The sequence below is a fragment of the Streptomyces sp. NBC_00669 genome, from assembly GCF_036226785.1.
GTDB lineage: Bacteria > Actinomycetota > Actinomycetes > Streptomycetales > Streptomycetaceae > Actinacidiphila.
Genome location: NZ_CP109018.1, coordinates 8,638,674 through 8,658,972, shown reverse-complemented (window position 1 = coordinate 8,658,972; position 20,299 = coordinate 8,638,674). Strand labels below are relative to the sequence as shown.

Here is a 20,299-nt window from a genome sequence, read left to right as displayed (position 1 = left end):
CGTCAGCGTCGCGTCAGGGGCGCGGCCCGCGGCGTCAAGTCCGCGTCAGCGGGCGGGGGTCCGCCGGGTCGGCGGGCATAGCGTCGACGAGGCGTCCACGGCACGTCGCCCGGACGCGATCGACGCACTGCACCTGGAGGCAACTGTGGCCGCGACCTTGCACCCGGAGGACCCCGAGCCCTGCGAACCCTTCCCGGCCGGACCTCTCTTCGTCCCCGTCCGGCCGGGACCCGGCGGCTGCACCGCGCGGTTCTTCCGGACCCCGCTGGGCACCCGCACCGCGGTCGGCTTCACCTCCCCGGAGCGGCTGTCGGCCGCGCTGGGCGCCGGGCAGAGCTGGATCAGGCTCTCCGCGCCGGCGCTGCGGGCGCTCGCCGAACCGCTGGGCGTCGCGGCCCTGACCGTCGACCCGCGGTTCTCGGCGCCGGCCCCGGCGGCCCATGCCCCGGCCGCGACACCCACGCCCACGCCTGCTCCCGCGCCTGTCCCCGCGCCTGCCCTCGCGCCCTCGGCGCGCGACTGGGACCCGCGGCACCTCGGTGCCCTGCGGGCGATCGGCTGAGGGGGCGCCGCGTGCACGCCTCTCCCCCGGCCACCCTGTCCGCGGCGCCCGCCGGCGCCCCGGCGCCCGCGGTGTGGCCCGCCTCCACCCGCCTCTCCGCCACCAGCGGCGAAGGCACCGGCGACGAAGGCAGCGGCGACCGTGACATCACGGTCGGCGGGGTCTCCCTCGTCGAGGCCGCCGACCGGTTCGGCACCCCGCTCTACGTCCTCGACGAGGCCGAGGTCCGCGACCGCTGCCGCGCCTACCGCGCGGCCTTCCCCGACGCCGACATCCTCTACGCGGCGAAGGCGTTCCTGTGCCGCGCCGTCGCCCGGTGGGTGACGGAGGAGGGCCTGGGACTCGACGTCTGCTCGGCCGGCGAACTCGGCCTGGCCTTCGCCGCGGGCGTCCCCGCCGAGCGGATCGTGCTGCACGGCAACGCCAAGAGCCCGGAGGACCTGCACACCGCCGTCCGCCTCGGCGTCGGGCTGATCGTCCTCGACGGCATGTCCGAGATCGCCCGGCTGGCCGCCATCGTCCCGCCCACCGACCGGCAGCAGGTCATGGTGCGGGTCGCGCCGGGCGTCCAGGCCGGCGGCCACCCCGCGGTCCGCACCGGCACCGACGACCAGAAGTTCGGCCTGTCGATCACCGACGGCTCCGCGCAGCACGCCGTCGAACGGATCATCGGCCAGCCGCGCCTCGAACTCGTCGGCCTGCACTGCCACATCGGCTCGCAGATCCCCGCGGCCGGCCCGTACGTCGCCGCGGTCCGCCGGATGGTCGGGCTGATGGCGCGGATACACCGGCGGCACGGCCTGGCGCTGGGCCGGCTGGACATCGGCGGCGGCCACGCCATCGCCTACCGCCCCGGCGAGCAGCCGCTCGACCCGCGCGCCCTGGCCGACCGGGTCCGTGCCGAACTCGCGGCCGGCTGCGCGCGGGCGGGGCTGCCCGTCCCCCGCCTCACCCTGGAACCCGGGCGCGCCATCGTCGGCCCGGCCGGGGTGGCCGTCTACCGGGTGCTGTCGGTCAAACGGACCCCGGGCCGCACCTTCGTGGCCGTCGACGGCGGCATGGGCGACAACCCCCGGCCGGCGCTGTACGGGGTGCGGTACGCGCCCCGGCTCGTCGGGCGCCGCTCCACCGCGGCGCCGGCCCCGGCCACGGTGGTGGGCCGGCACTGCGAGGCGGGCGACATCCTCGCCGACCGGGTGCCGCTGCCCGGCGACGTCCGCCCGGGCGACCTCGTCGCGGTGCCCGCCGCCGGCGCCTACCACCTCTCCATGGCGTCGGACTACAACCTGGTCGGCCGCCCGCCGGTGATCGCGGTCAGGGACGGCGCGGCGCGGGTGCTCGTACGCCGGGAGTCGCTGGCCGACATGAGCCTGCGGGACGTCGGGCTGTGACACGGGGGCGCGGGGGCCGTGACGTCTTTGACCCGGCCCCCGCGCCCGACCACAGTGGTGGCCATGCGCGACACGGATCACCGGACCTGGCGGGCGGCGGGCGTGCTCGCCGCGGTCGCCGCGCTCCTCGCGGGGTGCGGCGGCGGAAGCGGCGACGGCACCCCGCGGGCGGCACACGCGGCCCCCTCGGGCGCCGCGACCTCCTCGGCGACCCCCTCGGCGACCCCCTCCGCGGGCGATGCGCAGGACGCCGGGGCGCGCCGGTCGTTCGCGGAGCTGGAACGGCGCTTCCACGCCCACCTCGGCCTGTACGCACTCGACACCGGATCGGGCCGCAGCGTCGCGTACCAGGCGGACCGGCGGTTCGCGCACTGCTCGACGATCAAGGTGCTCGCCGCCGGGACGCTGCTGAAGCGGGCCGGCGGCGCCGAACTCGACCGCGTGGTCACGTACCCGTCGTCGGCCCTGGTGCCGTACTCGCCGATCACGTCGAAGCACGCCGGGCAGGGCAAGGGCAAGGGCATGACGCTGCGGGCGATCATGGCGGCCGCGCTGCGGTACAGCGACAACACCGCGGAGAACCTGATGCTCGACCGGCTGGGCGGCCCCGCCGGGCTGCAGGAGGCGGTACGCGCCATGGGGGACGCGGTCACCCACGTCGACCGGCCCGAGCCGGCGCTCAACGACGCCGTGCCCGGGGACATCCGCGACACCAGCACCGCCCGCGCGCTCGGCACGGACCTGCGGTCCCTGCTGCTCGGCAGCGCGCTGCCGACCGGCCGCCGCGCGCTGCTCACCGACCTGATGGTGCGCAACACCACCGGCGGCCCGTACGTGCGGGCCGGGGCGCCCTCGGGGTGGAAGGTCGCCGACAAGACGGGCAGCGGGGACTACGGCACCCGCAACGACATCGCGGTCCTCTGGCCCCCGCACGGCGCGCCCGTCGTCATCAGCGTGCTGACCGACCGCGGCACGCCCGACGCCGAGTCCGCCGACCCGCTGATCGCGAACGCCACCACCGCCGCGTTCACCGCGCTGGGGCGCTAGGCGGTGGTTTTGGAAGTCCCTCCCCCTCCCTTCGGCGGGGGAAGTGCCCCCATCCCGTGGCGGCTGGCACGCACGCTCGTTTCGTTGCCGGGCTGGTCCGAGTAGGCCCCCTGCGAGGACAACCCTCCGCCTTGCGATCCGGGGGCACCTCCCCCGCCGAGGGCTGTGGTGGGGAGCACCAGACGCCACGGGCCCCGCCCTTCGGGCGGACGGCGCTACTTCCAAAACACGGCCCGGACCCACGTCCGGCTCCCCCGCCGCTTTCGGCGTGGGAGCACCCTGGCCGCGAGCGACGGGGACGGACGTTCGGGACGGCCCGGCCGACACGGGCGGCGTCGGCGCCCTGGCTGCGTGGGAGCGGGCGGGCGGGGGTCAGTCGAGGGCTGCCACCGCCGGTGCCAGCTCCTCCAGTGCCGCGACGCCCTCCGTGAACTCCCCGCCGGGCTGGAGCATGAGCACCACGTGGTCCGCGCCGGCGGCGAGGTGGCGGCGGGCAGTGGCCGCGATCGCGTCGGGGTCGCCGTGGCCGACGAGCGCGTCGACCAGTTCGTCGTCCGGCTCCCGGTCGCCGGGTACCGCGAGGCCGATCTGGGCGGCGATCGCCGCGAAGGAGGGCCGGGCGAGCAGGGCGGCCGCCATCTCCCGGGCCCCCGTCCGCGCCCGCTCCCGGTCCTGGTCCGGCACCACGGTCATCCCGACGACCAGCAGCTTGTCCGGGCCGAGCAGCTCCCGGGTGTACGCCGTGTACTGCGGGGGCACCCCGGCCGGCAACGCCCCGTCGGACGCCTCGCCGGCCAGCGCCAGCATCTTCGGCCCGTTCGCGCCGACGATCCGGAGGTAGTCCGCGGCGGGCGCGGGCGGCTGGGTCGGGCCGTCCATCCGGTCGAGGTAGTCACGCATCGTGGCCAGCGGGCTGCCGAAGGCGCGGCCGGCGGCCTCCGCCTGCTGCGGGTAGCCGCCCCCGACACCGAGCACGAACCGCCCCGGGTACGCCTCGGCCAGTTGGGACGCGGCCGCGTGCAGGGTCTGCGGCGACCGGGCCCAGATGTTCGCGATGCTCGTGCCGATCACCAGCTGCCCGGTGGCGGCCAGCAGCATCGACGCCTGGACCAGGGCGTCCTTGCCGCCGACCACCTCGTTGGTCCACGCGGTGCGGTATCCGGCCTGCTCCAGCCGCCCGGCGCCCGCGCGCTGGACGTCGATGGGCGGCAGGCCGGTGAACGACACCGGGAGCACCACGCCGACCGGTCCGAGCGCCGCGCGCACCGCGGCGACCAGGCCGGCGCGCCCGCCCGCCCCCGCGGTCTCCCCCTCGGTCCCGGCGCGCTCCGTGCTCTCGGTGCTCTCGTCGCCCATGGTGATCCTTCCTCGCTGTCCCGGCGGCGGCCTCGCCGGCCGACGCTTCCCACCCTGGAGAGAGCACACGCCCCGTGTCCAATGATCGTTTCGCAACGCGTGTCGCGGTCCGCGCAACGCCCCAGGCCACCGGGCCCGCCGTCGGCGAAACCGGAAGAACGGCCCACTTCGGCCGGGGAGCAGGGGACGCCGGGGAGCAGGGGAGCCGGCCCGCACGCCCTCGGTACCGCCGGGAGCCCGGCCTCCGAGGCCACCCCCCACCCACCCGCCTGGTGACGGTGGCGCTTCGGGGGCCGAGCCCCTGTCACGGCGGCGCGGAACCCCGTTTCTCCGGGTAATGGGCGAGCGCCGGAAAAGGGGCCGGAATTCTCCACGGTGCGCGCATATCCGGGTACTTCCCGTGATTGCTGGGTGCCCCCTGTGTGATCCCCTCGGTATGGCCCAGGTCACAAACTAAGCGCGGTAGTACCCGACCCGGCCGCGCGACGGCGCCGTCATGCGGATACGCGCGATCGCCCTTTCCCCACCGAACCCACCTACGGAATTGTCCGTAGGTGGGGCCTTTGACCGTTGAATCCGGGACCTCTAACAATTCACTGGTCCCCAACGGAAGAGGTAAACCCGCAATGCAGTTCTCCACGGTCACCAAGAAGCTCCCCGGCGTCTCCTCGTTCAACCGGCTGTCGAAGAAGCACAAGATCACTGCTGCCGGCACCACTGCCGCAGCCGCGGTCCTGCTCGCAGTCGTGGGCGTGGAAGCGACCGCCGGGGCTGGAGCGGCGACCGCGGCGAGCGACGCCACCACCGGGTTCAGCGTCTCCGCCGGTCAGCCGGTGAAGCAGATCAGCGCCCAGTCCAGCCTCGCCCCGCAGAAGGCCGTACCGGCCGCCGCGCAGCAGAAGGTCAACCTGGTCCCGGTCGCCGACAAGAGCGCGACCGACACCGCGCAGAAGGCCGCAGCCGCCAAGGCCGCAGCCGTGAAGAAGGCAGCCGCCGAGAAGGCGGCCGCGCAGAAGGCCGCAGCGAAGAAGGCCGCCGAGAAGAAGGCTGCCGCCGCGAAGAAGGCCGCCGCCGCGAAGGCGAAGCCTGCCGCGAAGACCTACGCCAACAACCTGGACGGCTGGATTCGCCAGTCGCTGGACATCATGCACAAGAAGGGCATCCCCGGCACGTACGAGGGCATCCACCGCAACGTCATGCGCGAGTCGAGCGGTAACCCGAAGGCGATCAACCTGTGGGACATCAACGCCCGCAACGGCATCCCCTCGAAGGGCCTGCTGCAGGTGATCAACCCGACCTTCAACGCCTACCACGTGTCCGGCACGTCCTGGAACATCTACAACCCGGTCGCCAACATCACCGCGGCCTGCAACTACGCGGCCGACAAGTACGGCTCCATGGACAACGTGAACTCCGCGTACTGACGATGACGCAGTACCGACGATGACGCGCTGACGCCGGCAGGCATGCGCATCACGCTCGCTCCACGCACGCACGCTCCGAAGGGCGGCGGACCCCACCGGGTCCGCCGCCCTTCGAGCTGCCCGGGCCCCGGGCCTCGGGCTACTTGTAGAAGACGGCCACCCCGCCGTGGTGGGAGCAGGTCCCCTGGTGGTGCTGGGAGTAGGAGTAGGTGCCGTCGTTGCACTTCGCGGTCGCCCCGCCACCGGGCGCGACGGGCGCCTCCGTGCGATGGGTGCCGCCGCTGCCGCCCGAGCCGGAACCCGAACCCGAACCCGACGACGCGGTGTGGTGGACGGTGGGCGCGGGCCGGTGGGTGGTGGTGACCGGCGCCGGGCGGTGCGTGGCCGTACGCGTGGGCGTGGGCGGTGTCGCGGTCGGTGTCGCGGTCGGCGCGTCCGACGCGGTGGCGGCGGGGGTCGAGGTGGCGGACCCCGGCGCGTCGGCGAGGGGCGCGGCGGAGACGGTCGTGGTGGGCGGCGCCGGGGTCCCCGCCCCGGTGGCGGCCGGGCCGCAGGCCGACGCGAGCAGGCCGGTGGCGATGACCGCTCCAGCCGCGGCGGCACGTATGCCGGTGGTTCCGCCGGCGGTTCTGCCGGCGCGTCTGCCGCCGCGGGCGGTGCGGGTGGTGCGGGTGCGGGTGCTCATGTTCGTCCCCCTGATGCGGTTACGGAGGGATGAGCGTTCCAGTCCGCTTCGCCGGGCATCGGCCGAGTGACGCAGTTGTGACGTTACGTACGAGTAGCTCCCGCGGGCGGGCCGCGGTCACAGCTCTCGCTTGAACCCGTGGTGGCTGCGGACGAACCCGAGCGACTCGTAGAAGCGGTGGGCGTCGGCGCGCCGCGCGTGGCTGGTCAGCTGGACGAGGCCGCAGCCGCGGGCGCGGGCCCGCTCGATCGCCCAGGTCAGCAGTTCACGGCCGAGCCCGGCGCCCCGCAGGTCGGCGCGGATGCGTACCGCCTCGATCAGCGCGCGCTCCTGCCCGCCCCGGGTCAGTCCGGGGATGTAGGTGAGCTGGAGGCAGCCGAGCACCGCCCCGTCGTCCCCTTCGAGCACCGCGATCTCGTTGCGGTCGTCGCTCTCGATCGCCGCGAAGGCCCGCTCGTGGGCGTCGGAGACCTCGACGCCGCCCGGGTCCACGACGCCCTCCTCCCCCATCAGAAGAGCCAGCAGGTCAGGGAGGTCGCGCGCGGTCGCGGTACGGAAAGCCATGGCCCTGAGCATGCCAGCCGCGTACCCGATCCGAGCAGCGATTTTCCGCACCGCACCCCGCCGACGAGTCCCGTGCGGCACACGTACACACGTACACACGCCCGCGCCCCCGCTCCCTGGCGTGGGAGCGGGGGCGCCGCGGTGGGACGGGCAGGCTCAGTCCTTGCCGATGTGCTTCACCGCGTCCTTGAGCTTCTCGCCCGCCTGTCGCACGTCGCCCTTGGCCTGGTCGCCCCGGCCCTGGGCTTCGAGTTCGTCGTCGCCGACCGCCTGCCCGACGGATTCCTTGACCTTGCCCTTGACCTGGTCGGACTTCGCCTTGGCCTTGCCGCTGTCACTCATGGATCACTCCTTCGTCGTCGCAGGTCGCGTGCCCGGATTACGTGCCGGTATGCGCGGCGGCGGCCGGCGGACCCGTCAGCGGGGACCGCTGCAGGTTGGCAGAGACGGCCCCCCGCACCGAGCGGTGCCTCTAGGCTTCCGGCATGGCCGAGTATCCCGATGACGGCGTTGTCGTCTACCACCAGCCCGCCTGCGTCTTCTGCCTCAAACTGCTGACGCAACTGCGCTTCACCCGGCTGCAGTACCGGACGGTGAACATCTGGCGCGACCCGGACGCGGCCGCGTTCGTACGGCTGGTCGCCGACGGCAACGAGACGGTGCCGACGGTGACGGTCGCCGGGCACGCCATGGTGAACCCGTCACGCAAGCAGGTGCTCGAGGCCGTCGCCGAGCACGCGCCGCATCTGCTGGCCAAAGGGCGCTGACCCGCGCCGCGGACCCCCGTCGTCCTTCCCGGCCCGCGCTCACTCGTGCGGGACCACCGCGACCGGGACCACGGCGTGGTGCAGCACCGAGTGGGACGTCGAGCCGAGGTGGGCCGACAGCCGGGTGCCGCGCGGGCGGCGGCCGATGACCAGCAGGGCGGCGTCCGCGGAGGCGCTGAGCAGGTGGCGGTCGGCGGCGCCGACGATGGTCTCGCCGATGACGTGGACGCGCGGGTACTTCTCGCGCCACGGCGCCAGCGCGTCGGCGAGCGCCCCGGTCTCGTGGGCCTGGAGGGCGGCGCGGGCGTCGGGGTCGGAGTTCGCGGCGCCGAGGCCGTACGGCAGGGGCGCGTTCCAGCCGTGCACGACGCGGAGGGTGGCGGAGCGGTGCGCGGCGGCGTCGAAGGCGAACTCCAGGACGTGGTCGCTGGGCCGGGCCAGGTCCAGGCCGAGCACGACGTCTCCGCCGTCGCCCGACCCGGAGACCTCGGACCCCTCGCCCGCTCCGGATGCCCCGCCCGCCCCCTCGGCCCTGACCAGCACCACCGGGACCGGCGCCTGCCCGACGACGGTGAGCGGGACCGAGCCGAGCAGGAACCCGGCGGTGGCGCTCACCGCGCGCGACCCCAGCACCAGCAGTGCCGCCTCGTCGGCGGCGGCGAACAGCACCGGTAGCGCCTGCCCGACCACCTGCTCGACGCTGATCTCGGCGGCGGGATGGGCGCGCCGCAGGTCGGCGGCGGCGGTGTAGGGCGACCAGTCCTCGTTCACCGGGGCCGGGTGCGGGTCGGCGGGGGCGACCAGGCCGGGCGGCGGGGCGGCGGCGTTCACCAGCCGCAGCGGCACCCGCCGCCGTACGGCCTCGCGGGCCGCCCAGTGCGCGGCGGCCAGACTCTCGGGGGAGCCGTCGACTCCGACGGCGACCGTACGGCGCATCGTGTCCGCCTCCTTCAGCGCGGCCTGCTCTCCCTTCGCCTACCCGGCGCGGCGAGGGACATGGGTGCGCGGCGGCGGCTCGGGCGCGCCGGAGGCCGGCGGGTCACGGCGTGCCGATCCGCCGTCCGCTGACGTGGTCCGGGCGTATCCGCACCCACAGCGGCAGGTGGTCGCCGGCCCACGAATCCGCGGGGTGGCGCTCGTCGAGGCGGTGCGCCACGACCGGGTCGTCGATGTGCTCGGCGATACCGGTGACCAGGACGCTCCAGCCCTGGCTGACGTGGTCGTCCACCCGGTCCACCTCGAAGGAGACGGCGGCGCCCGCGGCGGGGGCGGCGGCGCTGCCGGGCTCCGTGCGGTAGACGATCGACCGGGTGTCGGCCGGCTGCGCGTCGATCGCGTAGTTGACCGGGAAGACGCCCGGGCTCGGCTCGACCGGCAGCGCGATCCGGCCCACACCACGGCTGCCGAGCCGGTCCCAGCACTCGAGCTCGGTGAGGTGGAGCAGGGCGGGGTGCGCGGCCGGTTCGCCCTGCCCGGGCGGCCCGCCGGTGCGCCCTTCGAGCAGGTCGTCGTAGGACAGGTGGAGCGCGCCCGCGATCCGGACGAAGCCGCCCGGATCGAAGTCCACCCCGGCGCTCAGCAGGTGCTGGAGGTAGCGCGGCGCCATGCCCGCCTGCGTCGCCAGGGCGCCCTCGCTCAGCCCCAGTTGGAGCCGGCGCTCGGCCACACGGCGGGCGAGGACCCGCGGATCGGGCTGTGTCACGGGATCGGCGTTGTCATACATGCCAGGTCCTCCCTCCGGCCGGGACGGGCGCGCGGCAGGAGGGAGGACCGCACCCGCGGCTCTTGCCCGGACCTGCCACGCCGGCGCCAGGGCTCACTACCAGCCTGGACCAATTGTCCGGCTTGCGCCATACGGGGGAATCCGCGCGGCTTGACCTTGACGTGCGGGTCAGGGGTTAGCGTTCCGGCGCGCTCGCGGATTCGTGCGGTCACCTCGACGCACGCGGCGTACCGGCACAGCGACGCACGGCGGCCCCAGACGGCCCCCAGGCGACCCCAGGCGGCCCCACCGGGCGCGCCGACGGACCGGCAAGCACGACAAGGCACGAACGAAGCACGAACGAAACACGGACGATGCACGACGGAGAGGAACAGGCGATGGCGACGGCAGCAGGCGGCGGTGCGCGCGAGGTGCGGTTGGCGGAGGTGCCGAAGGGGCTGCCCGAGGCGCGGCACTTCACGGTGGCGGAGTGGCCGGTGCCGCGGCCGGGGCCGGGCGAGGTGCTGGTGCGCAACCGCCACTTCGTGGTCTTCGCCGCGCTGCGCACCCTGATGGGCGGCGCGGTCCAGGACACGCCGATGCCGCCGCTGCGGGCCGGGGACACGCTCTTCGGCCCGGCGGTCGCGGAGGTGGTGACCGCGCCGGACGGCAGCGCGCTGCGGCCGGGCACCCCGGTGCTGCACATGCTCGGCTGGCGCGAGTACGCCGTGCTGCCCGCGGACCAGTGCGTACGGCTGGACCAGGACGGCGCGCTGCCCGAGCCGGTCCAGTACCTCAACCAGGGCGCCACCGCCTACGGGGCGCTGACCCGGCTCGGTGAGGTGCGCGCGGGCGACACCGTGCTGGTCACCGGGGCGGCGGGGGCGGTGGGCACCCTGGCCGGGCAGATCGCGCGGCAACTGGGCGCCGGGCGGGTGATCGGCACCACCGGCTCGGCGGAGAAGGCCGAGCGGCTGGTCGCCGAGCTGGGCTACGACGCGGCGGTGCTGCGCGGCGCCGGCCCCGGGTCCTTCGCGCGGCGGCTGGCTGAGGCGGCGCCGGACGGGGTGGACGTCCTGCTCGACAACGTGGGCGGGGAGCAGCTCACGGCGGCCGTGGACGTCGCCCGCAAGGGGGCGCGGTTCGCGCTGGTCGGGGCCCTGTCGGGGCAGCTGGACGCGGACGGCGACGGCGGTGCCGCGCCCGCCGTCATCGACAGCTACCGGCTGATCCTGCGAGGCGTGTCGGTGCGCGGCTACGCCGGCATGGAGCACCTGGACGTGGCCCCGGAGTGGACCGTCCGCTTCGGCGCGTGGCTGCGCTCGGGCGGCATCGACTTCCCGCACACCCGGATCGCGGGCATCGAACGGGCCCCTCAGGCGTTGGAGGACTTGGTACGCGGCAGCCATTTCGGCACGGTGGTCGTGGACGTCTGAGGCAGGGCTGGGGCAGGGCCGGGGCCGGCCGCGGTGGGCGGCTCCCCGGCGGACAGGAGGTCACGCATGCGCACCGGGCGGATTCCCGCGCTCTCGTACGCGGGCGGCGCGGAAACGGCGGTCGAGCCGCGGTCCGGGGCCGCCGGGCGGACCGGCGGCTCCGCGCCGCCGCCGGGGCTCGCGGACCCGCGCCGCCGCGCCCGGACCGGGAGCGCGGTCGCCGTCGAGACCGCCGCGCACCCGGTCCCCGCCCAGGGCGGCCCGGCCGGCGTCGACGGCCCGCGGCCCGGCGAGCCCGCGCTGCTGCGGATCGGGGACGCGGCGGCCGCCGCCGGCACCACACCGCGGGCGCTGCGCTTCTACGAGCAGCGCGGCCTGCTGCCCGCTCCGGGCCGTACGGCGTCGGGTCAGCGGCAGTACGGGCCCGGCGACGTCGCCCGGGTGCGGCTGATCCGCGACCTGCTGGCGGCGGGCTTCACGGTGGCGGACCTGCGCGGGCTGGCGCCCCGGCTGCACCAGCTGGTGGACCGGCCCGCGCCGCGCTGCGTCCCGGAGCCGGGCGGCGTGGTCGCCCGCAGGCTCGCGGCGCTCGACGCGGAGATCGACCGCCTCACGCAACTGCGCGAACGGCTGACCCTGCGGCTCGCCGGGCAGCCCTCGGGCTCCGACGCCTGACGTCCCTCCGTCCGAGCCGAGCAGCTCCCTCCGACGCCGCGCCCCACCCCTGAGCCGCGCGGCTCCCACACCCGACCCGCACCACGCCCCACCCGCAGGGCGCCGCACGGACCCGCCGTCGCGAAAGCCACACACTTTCCACGCGCGCGCCCGCCCGCGCCATCGGGGGTACGCCGGACGGCTCGGTCTCGGACTCCACGCCCCCGCGAGCCCGCCCGCGCCCATACGACCCACCCCTGAGCCGGGCAGCACCCACACCCGACCCGCACCACGCTCCACGCGCGCGCCCGCCCGCGCCCATACGACCCACCCCTGAGCCGGGCAGCACCCACACCCGACCCGCACCACGCCCCACCCGCAGGGCGCCGCACAGACCCGCCGTCGCGCGAGCCGGCGCGCGCCCGCGCCTCGTACCCGCACCCGCACGCGCCGCGCCCCGTACGCCTTCCGTGGCCCGCCGGGGACCCCAACTCCGCGGCCGGCCGCGGCCGTACACCCTCATGCCCGCCAAGTGGTCCTGTTCGCGGGTCCGCTTTCGTGTGACAGCGCGGCGGCGGCGGACGGGCTCCGCGTGCGGTCGGGCGGAGGATCTCGGGTGAGCGGGTGACGCGTCCGGCACGCCGTGCCGGGTCGCGCTCCGAGGAGGACCGGTGCGCACCCTGCCACCGGCCGCCGACGGGTTTCCGGGGCACCACCGTAATGGCTGCGCCTGATCGCCCGCGGCCCTCCGGCACACCGCAGGGTGGTGTCTGACATGCGATGTTCCGTCCGTACCTCCCGCAGGAGGAAATCCCATGAGCGCACCGTCGCCGGCCCCGGCCGGCACCTCGCAGGACAGTGACCCGGCCGGCGACGAGTCACCGATCCACATCCTCTGGATCAACGCGGGGCTCAGCTGCGACGGCGACTCGGTCTCGCTGACCGCCGCCACCCAGCCGAGCATCGAGGAGATCGCCCTCAGCGTGCTGCCAGGCCTGCCCAAGATCCAGGTGCACTGGCCGCTGATCGACTTCGAGTGCGGCCCGGTCGGCGGCGCCGACACCTTCATCGAGTGGTTCTTCAAGGGCGAGCGCGGCGAGATCGACCCGTTCGTGCTGGTCGTCGAGGGCTCGATCCCGAACGAGTCGATCAAGGCCGAGGGCTACTGGAGCGGCTTCGGCGACGACCCGGAGACCGGCCAGCCCATCACCACCAGCGAGTGGATCGACCGGCTCGCCCCGAAGGCCCTGGCCGTGGTGGCGATCGGCACCTGCGCCACCTACGGCGGCATCCACGCCATGGCCGGCAACCCGACCGGCGCGATGGGCGTGCCGGACTACCTGGGCTGGGACTGGAAGTCGCACGCGGGCATCCCGATCGTGTGCGTGCCCGGCTGCCCGATCCAGCCGGACAACTTCTCCGAGACGCTGGTGTACCTGCTGCACCAGGCGGCCGGCTCGGCCCCGATGATCCCGCTGGACGACCAGTTGCGGCCCGCCTGGCTCTTCGGCGCGACCGTGCACGAGGGCTGCGACCGGGCCGGCTACTACGAGCAGGGGCAGTTCGCCGCGACGTACGACTCCCCCAAGTGCCTGGTGAAGCTGGGCTGCTGGGGTCCGGTGGTGAAGTGCAACGTGCCCAAGCGCGGCTGGATCAACGGCGTCGGCGGCTGCCCGAACGTCGGCGGCATCTGCATCGCCTGCACGATGCCCGGCTTCCCGGACAAGTTCATGCCCTTCATGGACGAGCCGCCCGGCGGCAAGGTCTCCAGCACGCTCAGCGGCGTGTACGGCTCGGTGATCCGCAGGCTGCGTTCGGTGACCCTGCACACCGTGGACCAGGAGCCCAAGTGGCGGCACCCCGAGGCGGAGTTGACCACGGGCTACCGCCCGCCGTGGTGACCGCCGCCCGGCCCGCGGCGGCCGGTGGCCGGCCGCCGCGCACCCCCGGCTCCGGCTCCCGCAGCTCACCCAGCTCCCCCAGTTCCCCCGACTCCCCCGAACGACTCGCACGACGAAGGGCACGGCAGAGACGATGAGTTCACCGACGACGAAGGCGGCCGGCGACGGCAGCGGTCTGGTGGAGATGGCCTGGGACCCGATCACCCGGATCGTGGGCAGCCTGGGCATCCACACGAAGATCGACTTCAAGCAGAAGAAGGTCGCCGAGTGCTACAGCACCTCGTCGGTCTTCCGCGGCTACAGCGTCTTCATGCGCGGCAAGGACCCGCGCGACGCGCACTTCATCACCAGCCGGATCTGCGGGATCTGCGGCGACAACCACGCGACCTGCTCGGTGTACGCGCAGAACATGGCGTACGGCGTGAAGCCCCCGCACCTGGCCGAGTGGATCATCAACCTCGGCGAGTCCGCGGAGTACATGTTCGACCACAACATCTTCCAGGAGAACCTGGTCGGGGTCGACTACTGCGAGCGGATGGTCCGCGAGACCAACCCGGGCGTGCTGGAGCTGGCCGAGCGCACCGAGGCGCCGCACGCCGGCGAGCACGGCTACAAGACGATCGCGGACATCATGCGCTCGCTCAACCCGATCGAGGGCGAGTTCTACCGCGAGGCGCTCCAGGTCAGCCGCTACACGCGGGAGATGTTCTGCCTGATGGAGGGGCGCCATGTGCACCCTTCCACCCTCTACCCGGGCGGTGTCGGCACCGTCGCGTCGGTGCAGCTGTTCACCGACTACCTCAGCCGCCTGATGCGCTACGTCGAGTTCATGAAGCGCGTGGTGCCGCTCCACGACGACCTGTTCGACTTCTTCTACGAGGCGCTGCCCGGCTACGAGGAGGTCGGCCGGCGCCGGGTGCTGCTCGGCTGCTGGGGCGCGCTCAACGACCCCGAGTACTGCGACTTCACCTACCGCAACATGACCGACTGGGGCCGGCGGATGTTCGTCACCCCGGGCGTGATCGTGGACGGCAAGCTGGTCACCAACGACCTCACCGAGATCAACCTCGGCATCCGCATCCTGCTGGGCAGTTCGTACTACGAGGACTGGGCGGGCAAGGAGCAGTTCGTCACGCACGACCCGCTCGGCAACCCCGTCGACCCGCGGCACCCGTGGAACCAGCACACCATCCCGCAGCCGCAGAAGCGCAACTTCGACGACAAGTACAGCTGGGTGATGTCGCCGCGCTGGTTCGACGGCAAGGAACACCTGGCGCTGGACACCGGCGGCGGCCCGATCGCCCGGCTGTGGTCCACGGCGCTGTCCGGCCTGGTCGACATCGGCTACGTGCAGGCGACCGGCCACAGCGTGAAGATCAACCTGCCGCGGACCATGACGAAGCCGGAGACGAGCTTCGAGTGGAAGATCCCGAAGTGGTCCAACGCGCTGGAGCGCAACCGCGCCCGCACCTACTTCCAGGCGTACGCCGCCGCGGTCGCGCTGCACTTCGCGGAGAAGGGCCTGGCCGAGGTGCGGGCCGGGCGCAGCCAGACCTGGGAGAAGTTCGAGGTGCCGGACGAGGGTCTGGGCTGCGGCTTCACCGAGGCGGTGCGCGGTGTGCTGTCGCACCACATGGTGATCCGCGACGGCAAGATCGCCAACTACCACCCGTACCCGCCGACCCCGTGGAACGCCAGCACCCGCGACACGTACGGCACGCCGGGGCCGTACGAGGACGCGGTGCAGAACACGCCGATCTTCGAGGAGAACTCCCCGGAGAACTTCAAGGGCATCGACATCATGCGGGCGGTGCGCAGCTTCGACCCGTGCCTGCCGTGCGGGGTGCACATGTACGTCGGCGGCGGCAAGACCGTCGAGCAGATGCATGTGCCGACCGGGCTGAGCGGGATGGGCGGATGACCGCGGCGGTGGCGCCGCCCGACGCCGAACTGGCCGGGCGGCGGGTCGAGGAGGTGCTCGACAAGCTGGCCGCGTCCGGCGACCGGGCGGCGTGCGCGGCGGCCGAGGAGCTGGTCCGGGCGCTGATGGACTTCTACGGCGCCGGGCTCGCCCGGGTGCTGGCGCTGCTCGGGCAGACCGAGCCGAAGGCGCTGGAGCGGCTGCTGCGCGACGAGCCGGTATCGGCGATGCTCGTGCTGCACGACCTGCATCCGGAGCCGCTGGAGGAGCGGATCGCCCGCGCGCTGGCGGGGGTGCCGGGCAAGCCGGTGGAGCTGGTCGGCTTCGACGCGGCGACCGGGGTGCTGCGGGTGCGGGCCGCCGAGTCCGGCGGCTGCGGGTGCGGCGGTGGCGACGACGGCGGTGACGCGCTGCGTACGTCGGTCGAGGACGCGCTGGCGTGCTTCACCAGCGAGGTCCGCGCGGTGGAGGTCGAGTCGCCGGACGCGGCCGAGCCGGTGCTGCTCCAGATCACCCGGCGGCCGCAAGCGGCGGGGGCGTCGTGAGCGCACCGACCGGCCAGGGCCCGGGCACGGGTCCCGGCCTCGGCTCCGGCGCCGGCTCCGGCCCCCTGCTGACCGGGCTGCGGCGGTTCGCCGCGGCGGCCCGGGCCGAGCGGGAGCGGCCGGAGCGGTGCGAGCTGTGCGGGGTGGACGTGGCACCGGGCGCCCACCGGCACCTGGTCGACACCGAGAAGCGGGCGCTGGCCTGCGCGTGCGTGGCGTGCGCGCTGCTCTTCGACAGCCGGGGCGCGGCCGGCGGCCGGTTCCGGGCCGTACCCGACCGCTACCTCGCCGACCCCGGGCACGTGTGGGACGACGGCGTGTGGGAGCGGCTGCAGATCCCGGTCGGGGTGGCGTTCTTCTTCCGGAACGCCGCGCTGGACCGGCTGGTGGCGCAGTACCCGAGCCCGGCCGGCGCGACCGAGAGCGAGCTGGACCCGGACACCTGGCAGGACGTGCTGGCCGGCAGCCGGCTGGCGCAGGTGCTCGAACCCGACGTGGAGGCGCTGCTGGTGCGCCGGGCCGAGGGCAGGTACGCGTGCTTCCTGGTGCCGATCGACATCTGCTACGAGCTGGTCGGGCGGATGCGGCTGCGCTGGCAGGGCTTCGACGGGGGCGCGGAGGCGCGCGCGGACCTGGAGCGGTTCTTCGCCGAGGTCGCCCGCCGGGCCAGGCCGGTGCCCGCGGAGGGACGGCCCGAACCGGAGGACGCGCCGGGGGCGGGGACCGTACCGGGAGCCGGGGCGGTTCCGGGGTCCGGCCCGGTTCCGGGAGCCGGGGCGGCGGCCGGGGGCGGGCGGCCGTGACGGAGTTCTCGTTCTCGTGCGAGGCGGTGCGCGCCGACCCGTACGCCGCCGGACCCACCCTGGTCTACCGGCTGCGGCTGACCGCGACGCCGGGCGTGCGGGTGCACGCGATGGCGCTGCGCTGCCAGATCCGGATCGAACCCGCCCGCCGCGGCTACGCGGACGCGGAGGCGGAGGGCCTGGCCGACCTGTTCGGCGAGCGGTCCCGGTGGGGCGGCAGCATGCTGCCGGTGCAGTTCGCGCAGGTCTCGCTGATGGTGCCCGGCTTCACCGGCGAGACGGAGGTCGACCTGCCGGTGCCGTGCACGTACGACCTGGACATCGCGGCGACGCGGTACTTCAACGCCCTTCAGGAGGGCGAGGTGCCGCTGCTGATGCTCTTCTCCGGCACCGCGTTCACCGGGCCAGGCGGCTACCAGGTGGAGCCGGTGCCGTGGGACCGGGAGGCGCCCTTCCGGATGCCGGTCGCGGTGTGGCGGGCGATGGTCGAGCAGCACTTCCCCGGCTGCGGCTGGCTGCGGCTGCCCCGCGACACGATGGACGCGCTGCTCGCCTACCGCTCCGAGCGGGCGCTGCCGTCCTGGGACGCGACGGTACGGGCGCTGCTCGCCGCCGACCGGCCCGCCGAGGGGGCCCGCCCGGACCTGCCCCGCCCCTCCGCGTTCGCCCCGTTCACCCCGGCCGAGCCGGCCCCGCCCTCCCCCGACAGGACCGCCACGTGACCGTCTCCGCTCCCCCGGCCGACTTCGACAGCCGCTTCGCCGCGGCCCGCAAGGTCGCCGACGCCGTGCTCTTCGAGGGCTACGTCCTGTACCCGTACCGCGCGTCGGCGGCGAAGAACCGGCTGCGCTGGCAGTTCGGCGTCCTGGTGCCGCCCGCCTGGGGCGCCGACAGCGGCGAGCACGCCTTCCAGCGCACCCAGTGCCTGATGGAACCCCGGGCGGAGGCGGCGCTGCTGGTGGAACTGCGGTTCCTGCACGCGCAGCGCCGGGTGGTCCAGGAACTCCGCGTCGACGGGTCCTATGCGACGGTCCCCCGACTCGACCTGCCCGACCGGGTGTTGACGCCCTGGGACGAAGGCGTGGAGGAGCGCGTCCAGTTCAGCGTGCCGGTGAGCGAACTCGGCGCTGAGGAGCGGGAGTTCGCCTTCTCCCGTCCGGCGCGCGAGGAGACCGAGGATGTCCGCGACCAGGCCGGGCGGCACGTCGGGCTGCTGCTGCGCCGCCGCGAAGAGGTGCGCGGGGTGGTCCGGTTGGCCGCGGAGGACCTGCCCGGGCCGTACGCGGTCCGGCGGTTGACCGCGGTGGTGGAGAACACCGGCGGCTGGGCGCCCGGGCCGCAGGGCGCGGACCGGGAGGAGGCGCTGCCGCACGCGCTGGTCTCCGCGCACCTGGTGCTTGGCCTGAGCGCGGGGTCGTTCCTGTCGATGGCCGACCCGCCGGAGTGGGCGAAGGAGGCCACCGCGCAGTGCGCGAACCTGCGCACCTGGCCGGTGCTGGCCGGCGCCGACGGGCGCCGGGACGTGGTGCTGTCCGCCCCGATCATCCTGGAGGACCACCCGGCCATCGCCCCCGAGAGCCCCGGCGCGCTCTACGACGCGCTGGAGATCGACGAGATCCTGGCGTTGCGCACCTCGGCCCTGACCGAGCAGGAGAAGCGGGAGGCGCGCGGCACGGACGCGCGCGCCGCCGAGGTGATCGACCTCGCCGACACGATGCCGCCGGAGGTGCTGGAGCGGCTGCACGGCGCGGTGCGGTCGCTGCGGGAGATCACCGGCCCGCCCGCCCCCTCCGGGCCCGCCACGCCCTCCGGCGCTTCCTCCGCCCTGGCGTCCGACCTGGCGTCCGACCTGCCCTCCGACCTGCCCTCCGACCTGGACATCTCGCCGGACTCGCTGGACGCCCTGATGGACCCGGGCAAGCCCTGGTGGGACCCGGAGAGCGACCGCAGCGTGGACCCGGCCACCGACCGCGTGGTGATCGACGGCAAGGACGTGGGCGCGGGCAGCCGGGTGCGGCTGCGCCCGGGGCTGCGCCGCTCCGACGCCCAGGACCTCTTCCTGCTCGGCTGCGACGCCCACGTGGAGGCGGTGCTGCACGACGTCGACGGCGGCGTGCACCTGGCCGTCACCGTCGAGGGCGACCCGGGCGCCGACATCCGGCGCGAGCAGGGCCGGTTCCTGTACTTCCAGCCCGACGAGGTCACCCCGCTGGAGGACGCGTGAGCGGCGCCCGCACCCCCCGCACCCCCCGCACCCTGGTCGCCGGGGTCGGGAACATCTTCCTCGGTGACGACGGCTTCGGCGTGGAGACGGTACGCCGGCTGACCGCCGAGGGGCCGCTGCCCGACCACGTGGAGGCCGTCGACGTCGGCGTGCGCGGGGTCCACCTGGCGTACCAACTCCTCGACGGATACGACACGTTCGTGCTCGTGGACGCCACCGCCCGGGGCGGGGCGCCCGGCACCGTCTACCTGATCGAGGCGGGCCTTCCCGGCGGCGGCCCGGGCGCCGCCGGAACGGAGGCCGGCCCGGTGCCCCTCGACGGGCACCGCATGTCCCCCGACTCGGTGCTCGCCCTGCTGGGCACCCTGTGTGCGGGCACCGGCGGCACCCCGCCCCGCCGCATCCTCGTCGTCGGCTGCGAGCCCGCGGACGTCGAGGAGGGCATCGGGCTCAGCCCTCCCGTCGAGGCGGCCGTACCCGAGGCCGTACGCCTGGTGCGCCGGCTGCTCGACGAGAGCGGCGCCGTACCGGGGCACGACGCGGCGCACCGGCCGCACCCCGCACCGCACGACCCACCGAGGGACCCGTCGCTCGACCAGGCCATCCAGGAGAGGAAGACATCACCATGTTGATGAAGATCACCCTTGCCGGCACCGCGGCCGCCTTCGGCGCACTGCTCGCGGTGAACCTGCCCGACATCCGCCGCTACCTGCGGATGCGCGCCATGTGAACCGCAGTTGACGGCGCTGTGGACCGAACGAGTCCTTGCGCGGCGGCCCGGCGGCGCGCCGATACCGCGCGGCCGGGCCGCCGCCGTGTAATGAAGCCGGCGGCGCACCCCACGACGTGCACCGCGCACCGTCATTCGTGAACCGCGACCGTGAACCGTGAACCGCCGGACGGGAAGAGGACGATGCACGAGATGTCCATCGCGCTGGCGGTCGTCGGCCAGGTGGAGGACGCCGCGCTCGCCGCCGGCGCCACCGCCGTCAGGACCGTACGGCTGCGGGTGGGCGAACTCGCGGGCGTCGTACCGGACTCGCTCCAGTTCTGCTTCGAACTCGCCTGTTCCGGCACGGTCCTGGAGGGCGCGCGGCTGGAGACCGAATCGGTGGCCGGCCGGGCCCGCTGCGCGCCGTGCGGGGACCAGTGGCCGGTCGGGATGCCGCCGGACCTGTGCTGCCCGGCCTGCGGCACGCCGGCCGCCGAACTGCTGGCCGGGCGCGAACTGCTGATCGCCGGGGTGCGGTGGGACGACCCGCCGGCACCCGCCGCCGCGGGCCGCGCACCCCGGCCCCACCTTGAGGAGCGCTGAAC

22 protein-coding genes are annotated in these 20,299 nt (G+C 74.8%); 16 read left to right on the top strand and 6 right to left on the bottom strand.

The window, feature by feature from the left end; translation table 11 throughout:
- The first annotated feature begins 145 nt into the window (after positions 1-145).
- From OG896_RS36525 to bla, 3 genes are all read left to right on the top strand, one after another.
- On the top strand, positions 146-562 hold the full coding sequence (locus tag OG896_RS36525) for an SAV_915 family protein (protein ID WP_329372293.1): 417 nt from the start codon (positions 146-148) through the stop codon (positions 560-562).
- An 11-nt stretch (positions 563-573) separates the two neighbouring features.
- Complete coding sequence (lysA, locus tag OG896_RS36520) at positions 574-1,953, top strand: diaminopimelate decarboxylase (RefSeq protein WP_329372291.1); 1,380 nt, start codon at positions 574-576, stop codon at positions 1,951-1,953.
- A 63-nt stretch (positions 1,954-2,016) separates the two neighbouring features.
- Positions 2,017-3,000, top strand: a complete 984-nt coding sequence (gene bla, locus OG896_RS36515) for a class A beta-lactamase (protein ID WP_329372289.1) — start codon at positions 2,017-2,019, stop codon at positions 2,998-3,000.
- 372 nt (positions 3,001-3,372) lie between these two features.
- Here bla and OG896_RS36510 read toward each other — a convergent pair whose 3' ends face one another.
- The gene (locus tag OG896_RS36510; protein WP_329372287.1) at positions 3,373-4,356 is read right to left on the bottom strand and encodes an LLM class flavin-dependent oxidoreductase; all 984 of its coding nucleotides are present in this window, start codon (positions 4,354-4,356) and stop codon (positions 3,373-3,375) included.
- Positions 4,357-4,982: 626 nt separating this feature from the next.
- Between OG896_RS36510 and OG896_RS36505 the strand changes: the two genes are divergently transcribed.
- On the top strand, positions 4,983-5,780 hold the full coding sequence (locus OG896_RS36505) for a transglycosylase SLT domain-containing protein (protein ID WP_329372284.1): 798 nt from the start codon (positions 4,983-4,985) through the stop codon (positions 5,778-5,780).
- Positions 5,781-5,919: 139 nt separating this feature from the next.
- Here the strand turns inward: OG896_RS36505 and OG896_RS36500 are convergent, their stop codons facing one another.
- The 3 genes from OG896_RS36500 to OG896_RS36490 all read right to left on the bottom strand — a co-directional run bounded on the left by OG896_RS36500 (position 5,920) and on the right by OG896_RS36490 (position 7,371).
- On the bottom strand, positions 5,920-6,465 hold the full coding sequence (locus OG896_RS36500; protein ID WP_329372283.1) for a DUF3761 domain-containing protein: 546 nt from the start codon (positions 6,463-6,465) through the stop codon (positions 5,920-5,922).
- Between the two features lie 117 nt (positions 6,466-6,582).
- The gene (locus tag OG896_RS36495) at positions 6,583-7,029 is read right to left on the bottom strand and encodes a GNAT family N-acetyltransferase (protein ID WP_329372281.1); all 447 of its coding nucleotides are present in this window, start codon (positions 7,027-7,029) and stop codon (positions 6,583-6,585) included.
- Positions 7,030-7,185: 156 nt separating this feature from the next.
- A complete protein-coding gene (locus OG896_RS36490; RefSeq protein WP_329372280.1) occupies positions 7,186-7,371 on the bottom strand; it encodes a CsbD family protein in 186 nt (61 codons plus the stop codon).
- Positions 7,372-7,514: 143 nt separating this feature from the next.
- On the opposite strand from OG896_RS36490, the gene OG896_RS36485 reads away from it, so the two are divergent.
- Positions 7,515-7,796 carry a glutaredoxin domain-containing protein gene (locus OG896_RS36485; RefSeq protein ID WP_329372278.1) on the top strand — a complete coding sequence of 94 codons (282 nt, stop codon included), beginning with the start codon at positions 7,515-7,517 and terminating at the stop codon, positions 7,794-7,796.
- 39 nt (positions 7,797-7,835) lie between these two features.
- Here OG896_RS36485 and OG896_RS36480 read toward each other — a convergent pair whose 3' ends face one another.
- Entirely contained in the window at positions 7,836-8,732 is an 897-nt protein-coding gene (locus tag OG896_RS36480) for a universal stress protein (protein ID WP_329372277.1), read from the bottom strand.
- A 103-nt stretch (positions 8,733-8,835) separates the two neighbouring features.
- Positions 8,836-9,519 (bottom strand): helix-turn-helix domain-containing protein, encoded by a 684-nt coding sequence (locus tag OG896_RS36475; RefSeq protein WP_329372276.1) that lies wholly within the window; start codon positions 9,517-9,519, stop codon positions 8,836-8,838.
- Between the two features lie 377 nt (positions 9,520-9,896).
- Between OG896_RS36475 and OG896_RS36470 the strand changes: the two genes are divergently transcribed.
- From OG896_RS36470 to OG896_RS36425, 11 genes are all read left to right on the top strand, one after another.
- Positions 9,897-10,934: an MDR family NADP-dependent oxidoreductase gene (locus OG896_RS36470; protein ID WP_329372275.1), complete on the top strand. Its 1,038-nt coding sequence runs from the start codon at positions 9,897-9,899 to the stop codon at positions 10,932-10,934.
- Positions 10,935-11,237: 303 nt separating this feature from the next.
- On the top strand, positions 11,238-11,609 hold the full coding sequence (locus tag OG896_RS36465; RefSeq protein WP_329374506.1) for a MerR family transcriptional regulator: 372 nt from the start codon (positions 11,238-11,240) through the stop codon (positions 11,607-11,609).
- Positions 11,610-12,403: 794 nt separating this feature from the next.
- Positions 12,404-13,489 carry a hydrogenase expression protein HypE gene (locus OG896_RS36460; protein ID WP_328460758.1) on the top strand — a complete coding sequence of 362 codons (1,086 nt, stop codon included), beginning with the start codon at positions 12,404-12,406 and terminating at the stop codon, positions 13,487-13,489.
- 133 nt (positions 13,490-13,622) lie between these two features.
- Positions 13,623-15,410 (top strand): nickel-dependent hydrogenase large subunit, encoded by a 1,788-nt coding sequence (locus OG896_RS36455; protein WP_328460760.1) that lies wholly within the window; start codon positions 13,623-13,625, stop codon positions 15,408-15,410.
- Positions 15,407-15,955, top strand: a complete 549-nt coding sequence (locus tag OG896_RS36450) for a hypothetical protein (protein WP_329372272.1) — start codon at positions 15,407-15,409, stop codon at positions 15,953-15,955. The genes OG896_RS36455 and OG896_RS36450 overlap by 4 nt, the downstream gene beginning before the upstream one ends.
- 65 nt (positions 15,956-16,020) lie before the next feature.
- Entirely contained in the window at positions 16,021-16,758 is a 738-nt protein-coding gene (locus tag OG896_RS36445; RefSeq protein WP_329374504.1) for a DUF5947 family protein, read from the top strand.
- Positions 16,755-17,480 carry a DUF6084 family protein gene (locus OG896_RS36440; RefSeq protein WP_329372271.1) on the top strand — a complete coding sequence of 242 codons (726 nt, stop codon included), beginning with the start codon at positions 16,755-16,757 and terminating at the stop codon, positions 17,478-17,480. The genes OG896_RS36445 and OG896_RS36440 overlap by 4 nt, the downstream gene beginning before the upstream one ends.
- Positions 17,477-18,982, top strand: coding sequence for a hypothetical protein (locus OG896_RS36435; protein ID WP_329372269.1), 1,506 nt, complete (start codon positions 17,477-17,479; stop codon positions 18,980-18,982). The genes OG896_RS36440 and OG896_RS36435 overlap by 4 nt, the downstream gene beginning before the upstream one ends.
- Positions 18,979-19,614 (top strand): hydrogenase maturation protease, encoded by a 636-nt coding sequence (locus OG896_RS36430; protein ID WP_329372267.1) that lies wholly within the window; start codon positions 18,979-18,981, stop codon positions 19,612-19,614. The genes OG896_RS36435 and OG896_RS36430 overlap by 4 nt, the downstream gene beginning before the upstream one ends.
- Positions 19,608-19,712 (top strand): DUF6893 family small protein, encoded by a 105-nt coding sequence (locus tag OG896_RS40520; RefSeq protein WP_402452137.1) that lies wholly within the window; start codon positions 19,608-19,610, stop codon positions 19,710-19,712. Before OG896_RS36430 ends, OG896_RS40520 begins: the two co-directional genes overlap by 7 nt.
- 183 nt (positions 19,713-19,895) lie before the next feature.
- Complete coding sequence (locus OG896_RS36425; protein WP_329372266.1) at positions 19,896-20,297, top strand: hydrogenase maturation nickel metallochaperone HypA/HybF; 402 nt, start codon at positions 19,896-19,898, stop codon at positions 20,295-20,297.
- Positions 20,298-20,299 lie beyond the last annotated feature (2 nt).